The following is a 15,866-nucleotide window of genomic DNA, read 5'->3' as shown; positions in this document are numbered from 1 at the left end:
AGCATAGACGCCACTTTTGCCGGAGCGGATGACCCTATGAAATATTGGCTTACCCTAATTGTCGCCATAATACTCAGCGTACCGCTGATGGCGTTAGAGGTCGGGCAAAAAGCACCCGACTTCTCCTTAAAGGGCACAGATGGAAAAACCCACTCGCTACAGGACTACGTTGGAAAAAGTGCGGTAGTAATCGCCTGGTATCCCAGAGTCTTTACCAAGAACTGCACAATTGAATGTAGATCCTTAGTTAAAAACGGTGAGCAAATTCGCTCATTTAACGTTGCCTATTTTATGGCTAGCACCGATGAACTCGATGAAAAAGTCCGGTTTGCCAAGTACAATTCTGCTGACTTTCCCCTACTAAGCGACCCAACGGGAGAAGTCGCCAAAGCCTACGATGTCTTAATACCCTTTATAAAACTCGCCCGGAGGGTGAATATATATATAGGTAAAGATGGCACCATTCTGAAAATAGACAGAGATATCAACCCCGCCACTACGGCTGAAGATATCGTCAAAAACCTAGAGAAACTCGGCGTGGAAAAGGCAGAAAGAACAGAACCCTAATTAATTTATTTGCCAGGGAAGCTCCGGATTGCTTATAAAATCCGGACCATAATAACCGGCCGTTAATAATTCACTCGATAATTAGGAAACTCCAGAGCAACACTGCTGCCCCTTAGAATCATAAAGTCAGTTTTAATACCTCAAAAGACCCCAAACTAATTTTTTATAAAAAACCAACTAGATAAAGCTCAATACATTCAAGCAGCCTTCAGCTTAACACAATCATCACATATCTAAGACTGCCACCTATTTGGCTCCCTCATCACCCCCCCACTTATAACTCTCAGATTTAGCAATCCATAAAGACACTTTTTTCCATAATCTCCCCATACCCATAGTTCAGAGGAGTGTTTTTAACAAATCTTAGAATCCATAGTAAAGACTTACAAACGGCCACTACACTGAAACACCTACTAACGCCATATCCAACTACATCAATAGAAGCACCGCCGTACCAACCTCAAAGATGAATATTTAAATAAAAAATGTATTATGCGCAAAATTTTTCACGACCAACTGGAAGTCTATGTATGAAAAGGATAACCAACCTCTACAGAACACTACTTATTTCTACGGTATTAATTAGTGCATGCAGTGGAGGTGGAAGCAAAAGTGGCGATTCATCTGAGCCAACCCCAAGTCAATCTACACCATCCACACCTTCAACCGGGGGCGACACCTCAGGCCAGCCCTCCTCCCCATCAGCAATCACTCTACATGGTATTTTCACCGAAGACTTTAAGGACTTTCCTGTCATAACTGTCACAATTGGTGAGAAAGAGTATATTGCCGACCAAAAAAATAATAATGAATTTAGTGTTGAAGTCGACTCTAGTCACGAAAATGAACTGGTAACTTTTTCGGCCAAGGGTTCTATGCCCAACGACTGGGATTTCGAATTCCGCTCATATGCCGGATCATTTACAGACATAAAAGATAAAGCCATTAATAATGAAGTAAGTTATTTAAATAATAACCCTGCATTTGCAGTAGGAACTTTCACTGGTGTCATGGCAGACCTTATTGACTTGGCAAACAATGGAGAACTCATTACTTCAGTCGAGGATTTAAAAAAATATACTTTCGAAGTCCCACTGGATGAAGCCATACAGCTAGCCGCCTATATGAAGGCCACTATTTCTAGCGCCACAACAGATAAAAACGACTACTATTTTCCTGTTGATAAATACTCTAACAACAAAGATTTCATCAAAGACTTTCAATTTTCCATACAGAAATCTGAAGATATAATTAATCAAAGCAAAAATACTCATGATATCTATTTAAAATCTATCAATCATTTACTAGAAAACAAATATTTCCGAGATCCAAGCTACAAACTCAATGCATCTGAAGAAATAATTTTTACCACAAGAAGAACTGATACAGATAGAACCCTAAAAACCGGGCTCATTGAGCTAAACACACAATACCAAACTAGCGGATCAGCATATTTATCGGAAGCGGGGAAGTTTACTCTAAGCACGGATGAATTTGGCAATATAAGCGGCTCTCTCATCGGAGACTCTACATGGGAATACTATATAGAAGAGAACTGCGTAAATATGCGGGATAGAGAGTTTGAAGCAAAACATGCTTTCACGACGCCTTATAGTCAGATAATAAAAATTGACTTTAAAGGTATGTGTGAAGGCCCAGATGGGGACTACGAAATTACCGAGAGCAGATACTTTCATGTAACTGACACTAAACTAACTTTCCCTTGGGATTCCTTGCCAGAGGAATTTTATGCAGCCTCTTATCATCCAGAAACATATAAAAACTGTGACTGCGACATATTTCCTGCAAAATTCACCAATAAAACTGAGAGCACCGGAGAAATAGTTTATGGCGTATCTTCAGAAAATAGTGAAAAGTATTCATACACCTTTGGCGAAGATCTAAGAGTGAAGTATGAGGGAGGCACTGAAATCCGCTACATTCCGCTAGGGGCTTTCAACAAAGTACTTAGATTTATTGGTATAGGCAACAACACTCAAACCAATAAAAAGAAAGTATTCTCTGGATTCATGATGGAGAAAAAATCTAAAAACATACCCACTCCTATAAGGCTTGAACATAACGCTCCCTTTCTCAATGACTACAACTATGCACTAACCTATAAAGATAACGGAATTTTCCATATCGAAACCTTGTATCAGGAGCAACCGCTGACAGAATCCAAATGGAACATCGGTCGACTCATAGGTTCATGGAAGAAAACTCAAAATGACACTCTTTTAGCAAAACACTACTATGACCCATCACTGGAAACTGAAAGCAATGAAAGTTTTCCGTATCTAGCCACTTGTGAAGGACAATCTGACGAATGTGTTTTATGGAGAGAGAGACACACAGAATTACTAGACATCGATGAGAATTTTTATTACATCCGAGTGACCCAAAACGCTCTATATTCCATCCCAGATGCCAGTAGGACAGACTACCGGGGCGGCTATATCGGCCGATTTAAAAAAACCAATATAGAAAATTAGTTTCGTCAAGTACTTTAAGCTTGTTGAATCCCAGGACTTGTAACTATTGAGTCCTGGGATTTAGCCACAATTACTTTCAAATTAAAATCAGCAAGAATCTTGTATATTACCGACCTTAGGACGATTAATAAGAATAGGAACCATCAACTTAAGCAACACGGATATTACGAGGCCACTACCAATTTGATCGTCCCACTCTCACAAACCTCAAATCACTCGATAACAAAAGAGATCCCAAAACAACACTGCTGTCCCTCAAAATCATCGAGCCACTTACAAACGCTAAGGGTTTCCTCACCCTTGCTGGATTTCACCACATGCTCAAGTAAATAATCTGGCTTACCGGAATTAAAAACGCGAATATCTGCCGCCTTCAATGCTGAGGCATTTTCTGCCCAAACCAGCTGGTCATCGGTCTTTCCCGCTACATCCTCACCAGCCAATTCACATATTTTTCGATTTCCCCATAAATACTGCTCATCTCTACTTTTTACCCAGAACAGAAACGGCATACTATCGAGAACACTTAACTCATCAGCAGTCATAAACTTTCTCCAGGCTTCTACCAATACATTTAAGTGGAATAAATAAATATTGGTAGAGAAGCCAAAAAAAGTATGTACTTATTCAGCGATTAAGATTTAAAAGAAATATCCGCTTAATTATTTATAAAGCTATTCCTTAAGTTAAGCGCTGAGCAATTCTTAACTTCCATTAATTTCCAACTCCTTTAACTTCCTCGTCAGAGTATTGCGCCCCCAACCCAGTAGATCCGCAGCATCCCGCTTGCGTCCAGCGGTGTGCTTTAGGGCGATTTCTATCAGGGCCTTCTCGAAGGCCGGTACGGCCTCACTGAGAATTTCCTTGCGCCCGGCGCTCAGTGCCTGATCGGCCCAGATACGCAGGGCTTTTTGCCAGTCCAGTGGCGTTTCGATTTCATTACCCTGCTGATGCAATTCCTGCGGTAGGTCTTCAATATGCACTTCACGGCCGGAGGCCATCACGGTAATCCAGCGACAGGTATTTTCCAGCTGGCGCACATTGCCGGGCCAGTCGAGACCGGAGAGGTATTCCTCCGCATCTTTGCTGAGAATTTTCGGCTCTACGCCGAGATCGGCGGCGGCGGCATTAAAGAAGTGACGTACCAACCGTGGAATATCCTCGCGCCTGTCCGCTAGGCGCGGGATATGAATCCGAATCACATTCAGGCGGTGGAACAAATCCTCGCGGAATTTATGCTCGCGCACCAACTCCTCCAGGTTTTGGTGAGTGGCGGCGATAATACGCACATCCACTTTTACCGGTGTATGGCCGCCTACTCGATAAAACTCACCATCTGCCAGCACACGTAACAGACGCGTCTGTGTATCCGCTGGCATATCGCCAATTTCATCCAAAAACAGGGTGCCACTGTTAGCTTGCTCGAAGCGACCTGCCCGCTGAGCGCTGGCGCCGGTAAAAGCGCCCTTCTCGTGTCCGAATAGTTCCGACTCCATCAGGTCTTTGGGAATCGCGGCCATATTGAGGGCAATAAACGGCTTGTTACGGCGCGGGCTGTGATTGTGCAGGGCCTGAGCCACCAGCTCCTTACCGGTTCCCGATTCACCGTTGATTAACACGGTAATATTGGAATGAGAAAGGCGCCCAATAGCACGAAATACTTCCTGCATAGCTGGCGCTTCGCCGATAATTTCTTTGTTGCTTGCGCCATTATCCGGCTCCGAACGCTCTTCCTGGGCTTGCTCCTTGGCGTGCGCCAGCGCGCGACGGGTAACCGCTACCGCTTCATCGATATCGAAAGGCTTGGGTAAATATTCGAAGGCCCCACCCTGATAGGCAGCCACGGCGCTGTCGAGATCCGAGTGTGCGGTCATGATAATAATCGGCAGGCCCGGCCGTTCCGCCTGGAATCTCTCCAGTAATTTGAAGCCATCGGAGCCCGGCATGCGGATATCGCTGATCACCACATCTGGGGAGTCACTGTAAAAATCGTCCAGTGCGCGATCACCACTCTCGTAGCACTGGGTCTCAATCCCCTCCCGTGACAGCGCTCGCTCCAGTACCCAGCGGATTGATCGGTCATCGTCAATAATCCAAACGCGATTGCCCATTCTCTAGGTTCCTGTATTGGCTGATTCGGTAACAAGTGGCAGATAAATCTGGAATACACTGCGGCCCGGTCGGCTGTCGCATTTAATTAAGCCACGGTGTTGGTTGATGATGTTTTGCGAGATAGACAACCCCAGTCCCGAGCCTTCGGCGCGCCCAGAAATCATCGGAAAAAAAATACGCTCGCGGATTTCCTCGGGAATACCGGGGCCGTTGTCTTCTATTTCTATACGGCAAACCAGCGGGCAGTGGCGCCGACCAATCGTGAACTGGCGCTGTACCCGAGTACGCAACACCATTTCGCCATTGGTGAGACCAATACTTTCATCGATGGCCTGCATGGCATTGCGGGCGATATTCAACAAGGCCTGGATCAACTGCTCGGGGTCTGCCGGCACATCGGGGATAGAGGGGTCGTAATCCCGGCGAATCAGTAGTTCACCCCCACATTCGGCCTCGACCAGTTGTGCCACCCGCTCTAGGATCTCGTGCACATTGCTGGGCACCAGCTGTACCGGCTGGCGCGGTCCAAGCAAGCGATCAACCAGATTGCGCAGGCGATCGACCTCTTCAATGATGATCTGGGTGTACTCCTCGAGGGAGGCATCGGGTAGTTCACGCTGCAGCAGCTGCGCGGCACCGCGAATCCCTCCGAGGGGGTTCTTTACCTCATGAGCCATACCCCGCACCAAATTGCGTGCGGTCTCCTGGGTACTGAGCAACGCATCCTCGCGGGCGATGCGCAGCAGGCGATCCATCGGCTGCACTTCCACCAGCAACACCCCCAGCTCCGGTACGGGGCTGACGGAGTAATCTACGGTGCGCGTTTTTAGGTTGTGCAAGCGCCAGTGGGCGCGCCGCACCGTGAATTTTTCCCCTGTGAGGAGCGCATTGTGCAGTGCTTTTAGTGCGACATTAGATTCCCTCACCACCTCCTGCAGAGGCATACCCTCAACCCGTGCATTGGAGGCAGCCAACAGATCCTCGGCGGCATTATTCAGGTAGCAAAGCGATAACTGGTCATCCAGTACCAGTACCGCTGAAGTTAGGCTGTCTAGTAGCTGACGCAACTGGCGATCATTGAGCATTCAATCGTTTCCGCTTTTCATCGAGGGGCCGGGACAATCTCCTATGCCCGGCGCGATAACCCCTTGTATCTAGCCAGTGCAAAAAGCAAACCAAAATGGCGCACGGAATTAATGGGAGGCACTGCCCAACCTACCCGGCCTTAGGGGTTTTAAACGATTCAGCTGACACATGCACCGAAGCACTTGAGATAGCTTACCCCTATGCGCACCATTTTAGTGCGTAGAGCAAAATTCAACCAGCAAGGATAAAAACGGCGACCCCCACGAAAAAAGAAGTTATCGGTGAGGGCCTTGAGGGCGGGGCAAATTTAGGGGCTGGGCTGGGCTTGGGGAATACCCGGCCCAACCGGGGCCCTGGGGGCTTGCGGTGCACGCGGTGCCGAGTTGTCAGGCAATCTGCCACCCGGACGTTTCACATAGAGAGTAACCACCTGAGATTGTGCCAATACCTGGCCCTTGGAGTCGGTGAGTACCGCCTGCACAGTATGAGTGCCGCGCTCGAGCAGGGAGATATCCAGGCCCGCTCCAGAAGAGCTGCCCTGCCAAGGTTTGCCATCTACCACCGCAAAGAAACTCGCCCCCTCTGGATACACCGGTTGCACGTCTACCTGTAGTGGAATAAAGCGCTGTCCCGGCGGGATGGTGGCGCCATCCAGGGGACTCACTATCTGGATAGAAACCGGGCCTGTATAGCCCTCCTTGCCGGTGTCAGTCTCATCTTTTGGAGACAATTTACGAGTTGGCAGAGTTCGCGGCAGGGCAATGGGCTGAACATTGATGGGAGCCAATTGCACCTCCTGCGCCTGCCCATTGGGTGGTGGCGTATCGCTGAAAGTCACCTGACCATCGGGGCCGACGACTTTGTAAATAGTACTGGAGGTATTCCCACCATCAGTGCCGGCAAAGGCCACCAGGGGAACAGCAAGGAAAAGGGCCTGAAGCAGTTTCATATTTTCCATCACTCATTCAGCCGCGAAGCGGTAGCCCAATACGCGGGCCGCAGTCTCAAAGGGGCGGGCTTTTGGGTCCAAGAGATACAAAATCGACCATAGACGGCAAAAGCAACCAACCCAATCAGTGTACCTCCAATAAAAAAGCCCGCACCAGTAGGGTGCGGGCTTTTCGAGAACGGCTCGACGGCATCGGCGTGATGCCGCTCGCCATCACACGGAGTAGTACATATCAAACTCGACCGGGTGCGTGGTCATGTTCAAGCGCTCTACTTCTTCGCGCTTCAGGTCGATGTAGGCATCGATGGCGTCGTCGGTGAATACACCGCCTTCGGTGAGGAAGGCACGATCCTGATCCAGAGCATCCAGGGCGCCTTCCAGGCTCGCCGCAACGGTCGGGTACTCGGCCAACTCTTCCGGCGGCAGATCGTAGAGATCCTTGTCGGCGGCATCGCCGGGGTGGATCTTGTTCTTGATACCGTCCAGGCCCGCCATCAACAGCGCAGCAAACGCCAGATAAGGGTTAGCGGTCGGATCCGGGAAGCGGGTCTCGATACGCTTGCCCTTAGGAGAAGTCACGTAAGGGATACGGATAGACGCAGAGCGATTGCGCGCGGAGTACGCCAGGATAACCGGGGCTTCGAAGCCAGGCACCAGACGCTTGTAAGAGTTGGTGGATGCGTTACAGATCGCATTCAGGGCGCGTGCGTGCTTCACAATACCGCCGATGTAGTACAGGGCAGTCTCGGACAGGCCTGCGTAGGCATCGCCGGCAAACTGGTTAACACCATCCTTAGTGAAGGACTGGTGCACGTGCATACCGGAGCCGTTATCGCCTACCAGCGGCTTGGGCATAAAGGTCGCGGTCTTGCCGTAGGCGTGGGCCACATTGTGTACGGCGTATTTGAGAATCTGCACCTCATCCGCTTTCTTGGTCAGGGTGTTGGCGGCAACGCCGATCTCACACTGGCCGGCGGTGCCCACTTCGTGGTGGTGTACTTCAACACGCAAACCCATCTGCTCCATAGCGGAACACATAGCGGCGCGCACATCGTGCAAAGAGTCAACCGGGGGCACCGGGAAGTAACCGCCTTTCACACCGGGGCGGTGACCAATATTGCCCTCACTGAAGTTATGGCCGGAAGACCAAGCCGCCTCTTCGGAGTTGATCTTGTAGAAGGCGCCACCCATTTCGGCACCCCAGGTAATATCGTCGAAGACGAAAAACTCGGGCTCTGGGCCGAACAGTGCGGTGTCACCCAGACCGGTGGACTTCAGGTATTCCTCGGCGCGCAGCGCGATAGAACGCGGGTCGCGCTCGTAGCCCTGACCGGTGATCGGGTCGACGATATTACAGCGAATAATCACGGTGCTTTCGTCGGTGAAGGGATCGAGGAAAGCGGTATCGTCATCCGGCATCAGGATCATGTCGGACTCGTTGATGCCCTTCCAGCCAGCGATAGAGGAGCCATCGAACATCTTGCCCTCTTCGAAGAACTCGTCGTCAATCTCTGACACGGGCACAGATACGTGCTGCTCTTTACCCTTGGTGTCTGTGAAGCGCAGGTCTATCCACTTAGCTTCACTCTCATTAATCAAACCGAGCGTTTTCGCTGACATTGCTGTCCTCCAGGTCTTGAAAAGTATTTGGTCGCTATGCCTATACTGCTGGCATTCGCTCTTTACCTGGCGTGAAATAAAGCAAAGAGTGTGCCAAATTAGGGCAGTGGCGTCGCAGCGGCGGCTGGTGCCGGTGCGGGCCCCAGTACTGGGCCGACTGGGGCAGGATAGATGTATTGTGGCTGTGCAGCCATAACTAAATGCACCACAATGGCACATTTATACTCCAGCTTGCTCGCAAACAGTGCACAACCAACTTGCGTCCGGCTAGTTTATAATGCCGCACCTTCTATCAACATGCGGTACCCCACGGATTCCCATGCACTTTGTCGTCAAATTTTTTCCCGAGATCACCATCAAGAGCAATCCGGTGCGCAAACGTATGTCGCGCCAGCTCAAGGACAACCTACAGCGCCTGCTGCGCCAGCTGGACGACCGTATCCAGGTGCGCAAAGACTGGGAAAAGATCGATGTGATCGCCCCGGACGCCGTGGCCCACCTTGGCAGCCGCATTGAAGAGGTACTCTCTCACACCCCCGGCATTGCCAACTTCTCTCGCGTGCGCCAGTTCCCCCTGGGCGACCTGCACGATATGTACGAGAAGACCCTGTCTGTATGGGGCCCCGCCCTCAAGGACAAGACCTTTTGTGTGCGGGTAAAGCGCACCGGCGACCACGACTTCAAATCTCTCGATGTGGAGCAGTACGTAGGCGGCGGCCTCAACAAGAATACCGGGGCGGCCGGGGTGAAACTGAAAAACCCGGATATCACGGTCAAGCTGGAAATCCGCCACGACAAACTCAACGTGATCGAGGAACAGCACCCCGGCCTCGGCGGCTTCCCCCTGGGTACCCAGGACCCGGTGCTATCGCTGGTCTCCGGCGGTTTCGATTCCACCGTGGCCAGCTACCTGACCATGAAACGCGGTATCCGCACTCACTTCCTGTTCTTCAACCTGGGCGGGCGCCAACACGAACTGGGTGTTAAGGAAGTGGCCTACTACCTGTGGAACAAATACGGCGCCTCCCACCGGGTGCGTTTTGTCACCGTGCCCTTCGACGAAGTGGTGGCAGAAATTCTCGAGCGCGTAGACGACTCCCACATGGGCGTGATTCTCAAGCGTATGATGCTGCGCGCCGCAGACGTTATCGCGAAAGAGCTGGAAGTGGATGCAGTAGTAACCGGTGAGGCCATCGCCCAGGTTTCCAGCCAGACCCTGAAGAATCTGTCAGTAATCGATAGCGTCACCAACACCCTGGTACTGCGACCACTGATCACTACCGATAAGACCGATATTATCCGTACCTCCCGGGCCATCGGCACCGAGGAATTCGCCGCAAATATGCCCGAATATTGCGGCGTGATTTCGGTAAAACCCACCACCCGCGCCAAGATTGAAAAAGTAGAATCCGAGGAAAACCGCTTCGACTTCACCATTCTTGACCGCGCCATCGGCAACCGATCGATTCAGAATATTGACGAGGTCATCGAAGAAGTGGACGGTGAAGCACCGGAAGTGGAAATCCGTGAGGAAGCCGGCAACGCAGTAATCATCGATATCCGCCACCCGGATGAAGAAGAAATGGACCCGCTGGAGCTAGAGGGCGTCGAAGTAGAGACTATCCCCTTCTACCGCCTCAATAACAGCTTCGCCAAGCTGGATCAGGAGCGCGAGTACCTGCTTTACTGTGCGCGCGGTGTGATGAGCCGCCTACATGCCTCTCACTTGCTAGATGAAGGCTTCCGTAATGTGGGCGTATTGCGCCCACAGATCCCGCACCGCCCCGACGGCATCAAGAAGTAATTGCCCGGCGCGGGCGGCAGATTCGCCCGCGCCCTCCCTGCTCTCTTCTTCTGGTCGCCATTCTGAACGCGACCGGTGATTTTTTACTCAAAATCACTCCCAATTGTCATGCGGCCCCCCTATAATCGCCGCCTTTGGCCGGAATGCTGCTGTAGAAACCCCGCAGGCCCCCGCCCCGATTTACCAAGATTTAACGCCCAGAGGCCCCCAGTGATAGAGAATCTGCGCAATATTGCGATTATTGCCCACGTAGACCACGGCAAAACCACCCTGGTGGACAAGCTGCTGTCCCAGTCCGGCACACTCGACCGTCGCGACGAAGGCGCCGAGCGGGTCATGGACTCCAATGACCAGGAGAGAGAACGCGGCATTACCATCCTCGCCAAGAACACCGCCATTCGCTGGAACGACTACCGCATCAACATCGTCGACACCCCAGGGCACGCCGACTTTGGCGGTGAGGTAGAGCGCGTACTGTCCATGGTCGACTCCGTATTGCTGTTGGTAGACGCAGTGGACGGCCCCATGCCGCAAACTCGCTTCGTTACCCAAAAGGCATTTGAGCAGGGCCTCAACCCCATCGTGGTGATCAACAAGATCGACCGCCCCGGCGCACGCCCAGACTGGGTGATGGATCAGGTCTTCGACCTGTTCGACAGCCTCGGCGCCACCGACGAGCAACTGGACTTCCCGGTTGTTTACGCCTCCGCTCTGAACGGCATCGCCGGCCTAGACGATACCGATATGGCCGACGATATGACGCCGCTGTTCCAGATGATCGTGGACAAGGTTGAGCCGCCCAAGGTAGACCCGAAAGGCGCCTTCCAGATGCAGATTTCCGCCCTGGATTACTCTAGCTATGTCGGTGTTATCGGTGTTGGCCGTATCACCCGTGGCACCCTGGCCCCCAACCAGCAGGTGGTGGTACTGGACCGCGAAGGCAACTCCCGCAAGGCGAAGGTTCTGCAGGTGATGGGCTACCTGGGCCTTGAGCGCACCGAAGTGGAACTGGCCAGCGCCGGCGACATTGTGTGTATTACCGGTGTGGGCGAACTGAATATCTCCGATACCCTGTGCGACCCAGACACTCCGGAGGCCCTGCCGGCCCTGAGCGTGGATGAGCCCACCGTGAGTATGACCTTCCAGGTGAACGACTCGCCTTTTGCCGGCCAGGATGGCAAGTTCGTTACCTCGCGCAATATCAAGGAGCGCCTGGATCAAGAGCTGATCCACAACGTAGCCCTGCGCGTTGAGCAAGGTGATTCCCCGGACAAATTCCGCGTATCCGGTCGCGGCGAACTGCACCTGTCGGTACTGATCGAAACCATGCGTCGCGAAGGCTTCGAGCTAGGTGTCTCCCGTCCGGAAGTGGTGCAGAAAGAAGTGGACGGGGAGATCCAGGAGCCCTACGAAGAGGTGGTGATCGACGTTGAAGACCAGCACCAGGGCCCGATTATGGAAGAGCTGGGTCTACGCAAAGCCGAACTGACCAATATGGAGCCGGACGGCAAAGGCCGTGTGCGCCTGACCTTTATCGTGCCCTCGCGCGGCATGATCGGTTTCCGCAACCAGTTCCTGACCCTGACCAGCGGCTCCGGCATCATGACCAGCATCTTCGACCACTACGGCCCGGTAAAACAGGGGGAAGTGGCCAAGCGCATCAACGGCGTACTGGTATCCATGGTGAACGGCAAGACTCTGGCCTACGCTCTGTTCGCCCTGCAGGACCGTGGACGCCTGTTCCTCGGCCACGGCGAAGATATCTACGAAGGCCAGGTTATCGGTATCCACTCCCGCGGCAACGACCTGGTGGTAAACCCCACCAAGGGTAAGCAGCTCACCAATATTCGCGCCGCCGGCACCGACGAAGCCCTGACCCTCACTCCGCCCATCCGCCATACCCTGGAGCAGGCGCTGGAGTTTATCGAAGAGGACGAGTTGGTTGAGGTGACTCCCAACCATATCCGCATACGCAAAAAAATCCTGCAGGAAAATATGCGTAAGCGCACGAAGAAATAATTAAAATTTTCTTCAGTTTAAAAAGGGCCCTATAGGGCCCTTTTTTATTTTTCACACTTGGTGACAACCTACACCGAAAACTTAAGCAATCTAGAAAAAATACTTTATCCGGGCAGCCAGCGCTTATTGCTATTTATTTTTGGAAAGCGCTGACAGCGATACCTAGGCAACTGCCCTTGGGTATTATCCAGACCAATACCATTTTTATTTTTTTTGCTCACATCATAAAAATTAATTCTTAAATAACTCTAATAATTCGACCATCACCACCAAGTATTTATCACATTACCCCAATGTGATAGAAACTGATTTTATCCTGTAAAAAGCGGTTTACATCTTGATTCTTTCACTTTTCTTGCACAATTTATCGGGAAAAATCAGTTAGTTACGATGGTACTCTCATTTTCAGATGGAACTTTTATCCCCCGGTTTTTTTCCAATTTCCTCAACTATAAAGTTTAGTTCTATAACGCTAAGTTTCATCATAAATAAGGCCCATGGGAGGTCACTGTAATGTTTTCTTTCCTGCAATCTCAGGATCGAACAGGGATGTTGGAGGGGGGCCGCAATGAGCGCGGACTCGGATTTAAAAAAGTAGCAACACTTGCTGCGGCGCTCGTGTTGAGTGCCAATGTCAGCGCTCAGGAGACCAAACGTGTTTCGGCCTATTGGGCCGACTGGGAGTATTGGGCCGACGCCTCCTTCACCCACGACAATGTGGATTTTTCCAAACTGACTCATGTGCAATACGCCTTTGCCTGGAACGATGAAGAGGGCACCATCTACTTTACTGATCCCTATGTCTTTTACGGAATGGGGGCTCAATCTTTCTCCGGCGGCGCCGGCAATGGTCCGGTCAAGTGCTCACCGCCGTTCTGGCATCCCTACAGCCAGTACGATGCAAGCAAGCAGGACGCAGTCTGCCAGAGCTGGAACGATCACGAATCCGGTTTCGTAAAGTCGGTACACGACGATGGTGCCAAGGCGATTCTCTCCGTAGGTGGTTGGACGCTCTCCCATAAAGTCTCTGAGATGATGGAAAGCGCCAGCACGCGTGCGGCCTTTATCGAAAATGCGGTAACCCTGCTAACCGACTGGGACTTCGATGGTCTCGACCTCGACTTCGAATATCCGGGCTATGCACCCAACGGTGGCCGTTCGATCGACAAAGAGAACTTCACCACACTGCTGAAGGAGCTGCGTGCGCGCTTCGATGAAGTCGAAGCCGAGACCGGCAAACGCTTGGAGCTAACCGCCGCCGTCGCTTGCGGCCCATCGATTGCGCAAGAGGGCTACGATTTCGCCGAGGTCGGCGCAACACTCGACTACGTCAACCTGATGACCTACGACTTCGGTGGCGACTGGGACTCGGTAGCTCAGCATACTTCTCCGCTGTACCCCTATGCCGGCCAGGTCAACGAAGGCTTCGACGCGGACAGCTGTCGCAACATGTGGATGACTGAAGGCAATATCCCCTCAGAGAAAATCATCCTGGGCATGTCCCACTACGGCCGCAGTGTCGCCGGCGCCACCGCGATCGGCGAAGCCGCATCGGGGCAGGATGTCGCTCACTGGGGTTCCGACACCGAGACGCGTTACTACCAGATCGTTGAGAAAATGCAGAGCGACGCATCATTCCAGACCGCCTACGACCCAGAAGCGGTAACTCACTATGGGTGGTTCCCGGATGGCGGCTTCATTTCCTTCGAAGACACCACCTCAATCGCCGAGCGGTCACGTTACGTGGTCGAGCAAGACCTGGGCGGTGTAATGATCTGGCAGCTCCGGGGCGGTATGCTGCGCGAGAATAACCAATACCAATACCCACTTCTGGATGCGGCGCTAGAGGTCTTCGGGCAAGGCGGATCGAGCTCTGGGGATGAAGACAACGGAGACACTGGAAGTACTGGCGACACGGGTGACACTGGAAATACCGGTGATACCGGGGACACCGGAGATACGGGTGACACCGGCGATAGCGGCAACACAGGAAATACTGGAGACACTGGCGATAGCGGCAGCACCGGAAACTCTGCCTGCGAAGCGTTTGAGCAGCCCTATGCTGGCGATCCAGGCTATGCGGTCGGTGATGTTGTTGTCTTCGAAGGTGTCGCCTACGAATCCACTCATGCGCCAAACTGGTGGTCTCCGAGTGCGGCACCATCGCTGTGGAGTGAAACCACCTGTCAAACAAGCGGCGGCGACTCTGGCAACGATTCCGGTACAGGGTCAGACGATAACAACGGCACCAATAATGGATCTGGCGACAATACAGATAACGGTTCCGGTGACAACACAGACGGAAATTCTGATGGCAACAATGGCGATGAGGGCTCGGCAGATTCCTGCCCAGTGTTCCAACAGCCCTACGCGGGTGATGCGGGCTACGAAGTTGGCGATAAGGTAACTTTCGAAGGCCAGGTATACGTCTCTACCTTCGGACCCAACTGGTGGTCTCCGGCTGCAGCGCCGCAGTACTGGGAAGCGAGCTCCTGTCAGTAAATATCTTTAAGATTTTACTTTTCCAGGAAATAAAAGGGCCTTCGGGTCCTTTTATTTTTTACATAAAATATTCAGACCTTTTTTCTTAGCCCTCCCTTTTCAGACCTCAGCTTCCAACCCTTTTCTTCTCCGTACTCTGTTGCCTAGGCACCATTAGCCCAGCTTTTCAGCCAATCACGGTAGTGCCTGTAAGCTTCAGGATTAAAATTTTCAGAACAACTATTCATAAATCCATGAGAAAACTGTGTTTTATGTAAAGTCATCATCGGTATATTGGAGAGTTCGCGGGAGAACTCCAAAACATTAAAGGAGGGCTCTTTATTTGCCAGAAAAAAGTCTACACTTCGGGTTGGCCTCTCATTGAGAAGATAGCGAACCCTGGAACCATAGAAGCAGGCTGTTTTTTTAATAAATTCAGCTTGATCACTACAGGCTAACATCCAAGCGACTGTTGCTCCCACACTAAATCCCAGCAGATTATAACTATAACGCTGCTCTTTAATGTAACTGCTTACATAGGAATAGTAACTTTCCAGGCCGCATTCGTTGATAAAATATTTATATGCGTCCCCCTCGATCTCAAAGTTCATCTCACTACCGGAGTATGGATCCAGGATTGTATAATCCTCAAAAGTTCGCAAACAAAGGGCGTCCAAGGCTTCTGTCCGCCCCCAAATATCAGAAACAACAATTACCTTCATTAACATTAATA

General features: G+C 51.5%; 11 protein-coding genes. 5 read left to right on the top strand and 6 right to left on the bottom strand.

Annotated elements, in window-relative coordinates; all coding sequences use genetic code 11:
* The first annotated feature begins 36 nt into the window (after positions 1 to 36).
* Together ACJJIC_RS04265 and ACJJIC_RS04260 are read left to right on the top strand one after the other, a co-directional pair.
* Positions 37 to 567, top strand: coding sequence for a peroxiredoxin family protein (locus ACJJIC_RS04265; protein WP_444910753.1), 531 nt, complete (start codon positions 37 to 39; stop codon positions 565 to 567).
* Positions 568 to 1,097: 530 nt separating this feature from the next.
* A complete protein-coding gene (locus ACJJIC_RS04260; protein WP_444910754.1) occupies positions 1,098 to 3,062 on the top strand; it encodes a hypothetical protein in 1,965 nt (654 codons plus the stop codon).
* A 212-nt stretch (positions 3,063 to 3,274) separates the two neighbouring features.
* On the opposite strand, the gene ACJJIC_RS04255 is transcribed toward ACJJIC_RS04260, so the two are convergent.
* The 5 genes from ACJJIC_RS04255 to glnA form a co-directional block, all read right to left on the bottom strand.
* On the bottom strand, positions 3,275 to 3,607 hold the full coding sequence (locus ACJJIC_RS04255) for a PAS domain-containing protein (RefSeq protein WP_444910755.1): 333 nt from the start codon (positions 3,605 to 3,607) through the stop codon (positions 3,275 to 3,277).
* Positions 3,608 to 3,766: 159 nt separating this feature from the next.
* Entirely contained in the window at positions 3,767 to 5,173 is a 1,407-nt protein-coding gene (gene ntrC / locus ACJJIC_RS04250; RefSeq protein ID WP_445356516.1) for a nitrogen regulation protein NR(I), read from the bottom strand.
* A gap of 3 nt (positions 5,174 to 5,176) precedes the next feature.
* The gene (glnL, locus tag ACJJIC_RS04245) at positions 5,177 to 6,259 is read right to left on the bottom strand and encodes a nitrogen regulation protein NR(II) (protein ID WP_445356515.1); all 1,083 of its coding nucleotides are present in this window, start codon (positions 6,257 to 6,259) and stop codon (positions 5,177 to 5,179) included.
* A gap of 308 nt (positions 6,260 to 6,567) precedes the next feature.
* The gene (locus ACJJIC_RS04240; protein WP_252083723.1) at positions 6,568 to 7,209 is read right to left on the bottom strand and encodes a DUF4124 domain-containing protein; all 642 of its coding nucleotides are present in this window, start codon (positions 7,207 to 7,209) and stop codon (positions 6,568 to 6,570) included.
* 213 nt (positions 7,210 to 7,422) lie between these two features.
* Positions 7,423 to 8,829, bottom strand: coding sequence for a glutamate--ammonia ligase (glnA, locus tag ACJJIC_RS04235; RefSeq protein ID WP_252086040.1), 1,407 nt, complete (start codon positions 8,827 to 8,829; stop codon positions 7,423 to 7,425).
* A gap of 319 nt (positions 8,830 to 9,148) precedes the next feature.
* Between glnA and thiI the strand changes: the two genes are divergently transcribed.
* From thiI to ACJJIC_RS04220, 3 genes are all read left to right on the top strand, one after another.
* The gene (thiI, locus tag ACJJIC_RS04230) at positions 9,149 to 10,633 is read left to right on the top strand and encodes a tRNA uracil 4-sulfurtransferase ThiI (protein WP_252083724.1); all 1,485 of its coding nucleotides are present in this window, start codon (positions 9,149 to 9,151) and stop codon (positions 10,631 to 10,633) included.
* 210 nt (positions 10,634 to 10,843) lie between these two features.
* A complete protein-coding gene (typA, locus tag ACJJIC_RS04225) occupies positions 10,844 to 12,652 on the top strand; it encodes a translational GTPase TypA (protein WP_252083725.1) in 1,809 nt (602 codons plus the stop codon).
* A 513-nt stretch (positions 12,653 to 13,165) separates the two neighbouring features.
* Positions 13,166 to 15,154, top strand: a complete 1,989-nt coding sequence (locus ACJJIC_RS04220) for a glycosyl hydrolase family 18 protein (protein WP_445356514.1) — start codon at positions 13,166 to 13,168, stop codon at positions 15,152 to 15,154.
* A gap of 143 nt (positions 15,155 to 15,297) precedes the next feature.
* Here the strand turns inward: ACJJIC_RS04220 and ACJJIC_RS04215 are convergent, their stop codons facing one another.
* Positions 15,298 to 15,855 (bottom strand): hypothetical protein, encoded by a 558-nt coding sequence (locus ACJJIC_RS04215; protein ID WP_445356513.1) that lies wholly within the window; start codon positions 15,853 to 15,855, stop codon positions 15,298 to 15,300.
* Positions 15,856 to 15,866 lie beyond the last annotated feature (11 nt).

The organism is Microbulbifer mixtoriginis (SeqCode), assembly GCF_052468275.1.
Note: the sequence above shows the minus strand (reverse complement) of the source record. Positions and strands in the feature narration are given on the sequence as shown.

Bases quoted from the DNA above. Each gene is read 5' to 3' on its own strand.
- ACJJIC_RS04240 (WP_252083723.1), bottom strand. From the start codon at position 7,209: ATGAAACTGCTTCAGGCCCTTTTCCTTGCTGTTCCCCTGGTGGCCTTT.
- ACJJIC_RS04255 (WP_444910755.1), bottom strand. From the start codon at position 3,607: ATGACTGCTGATGAGTTAAGTGTTCTCGATAGTATGCCGTTTCTGTTC.
- glnA (WP_252086040.1), bottom strand. From the start codon at position 8,829: ATGTCAGCGAAAACGCTCGGTTTGATTAATGAGAGTGAAGCTAAGTGG.
- ntrC (WP_445356516.1), bottom strand. From the start codon at position 5,173: ATGGGCAATCGCGTTTGGATTATTGACGATGACCGATCAATCCGCTGG.
- ACJJIC_RS04215 (WP_445356513.1), bottom strand. From the start codon at position 15,855: ATGAAGGTAATTGTTGTTTCTGATATTTGGGGGCGGACAGAAGCCTTG.
- ACJJIC_RS04260 (WP_444910754.1), top strand. From the start codon at position 1,098: ATGAAAAGGATAACCAACCTCTACAGAACACTACTTATTTCTACGGTA.
- glnL (WP_445356515.1), bottom strand. From the start codon at position 6,259: ATGCTCAATGATCGCCAGTTGCGTCAGCTACTAGACAGCCTAACTTCA.
- ACJJIC_RS04220 (WP_445356514.1), top strand. From the start codon at position 13,166: ATGTTTTCTTTCCTGCAATCTCAGGATCGAACAGGGATGTTGGAGGGG.
- thiI (WP_252083724.1), top strand. From the start codon at position 9,149: ATGCACTTTGTCGTCAAATTTTTTCCCGAGATCACCATCAAGAGCAAT.
- ACJJIC_RS04265 (WP_444910753.1), top strand. From the start codon at position 37: ATGAAATATTGGCTTACCCTAATTGTCGCCATAATACTCAGCGTACCG.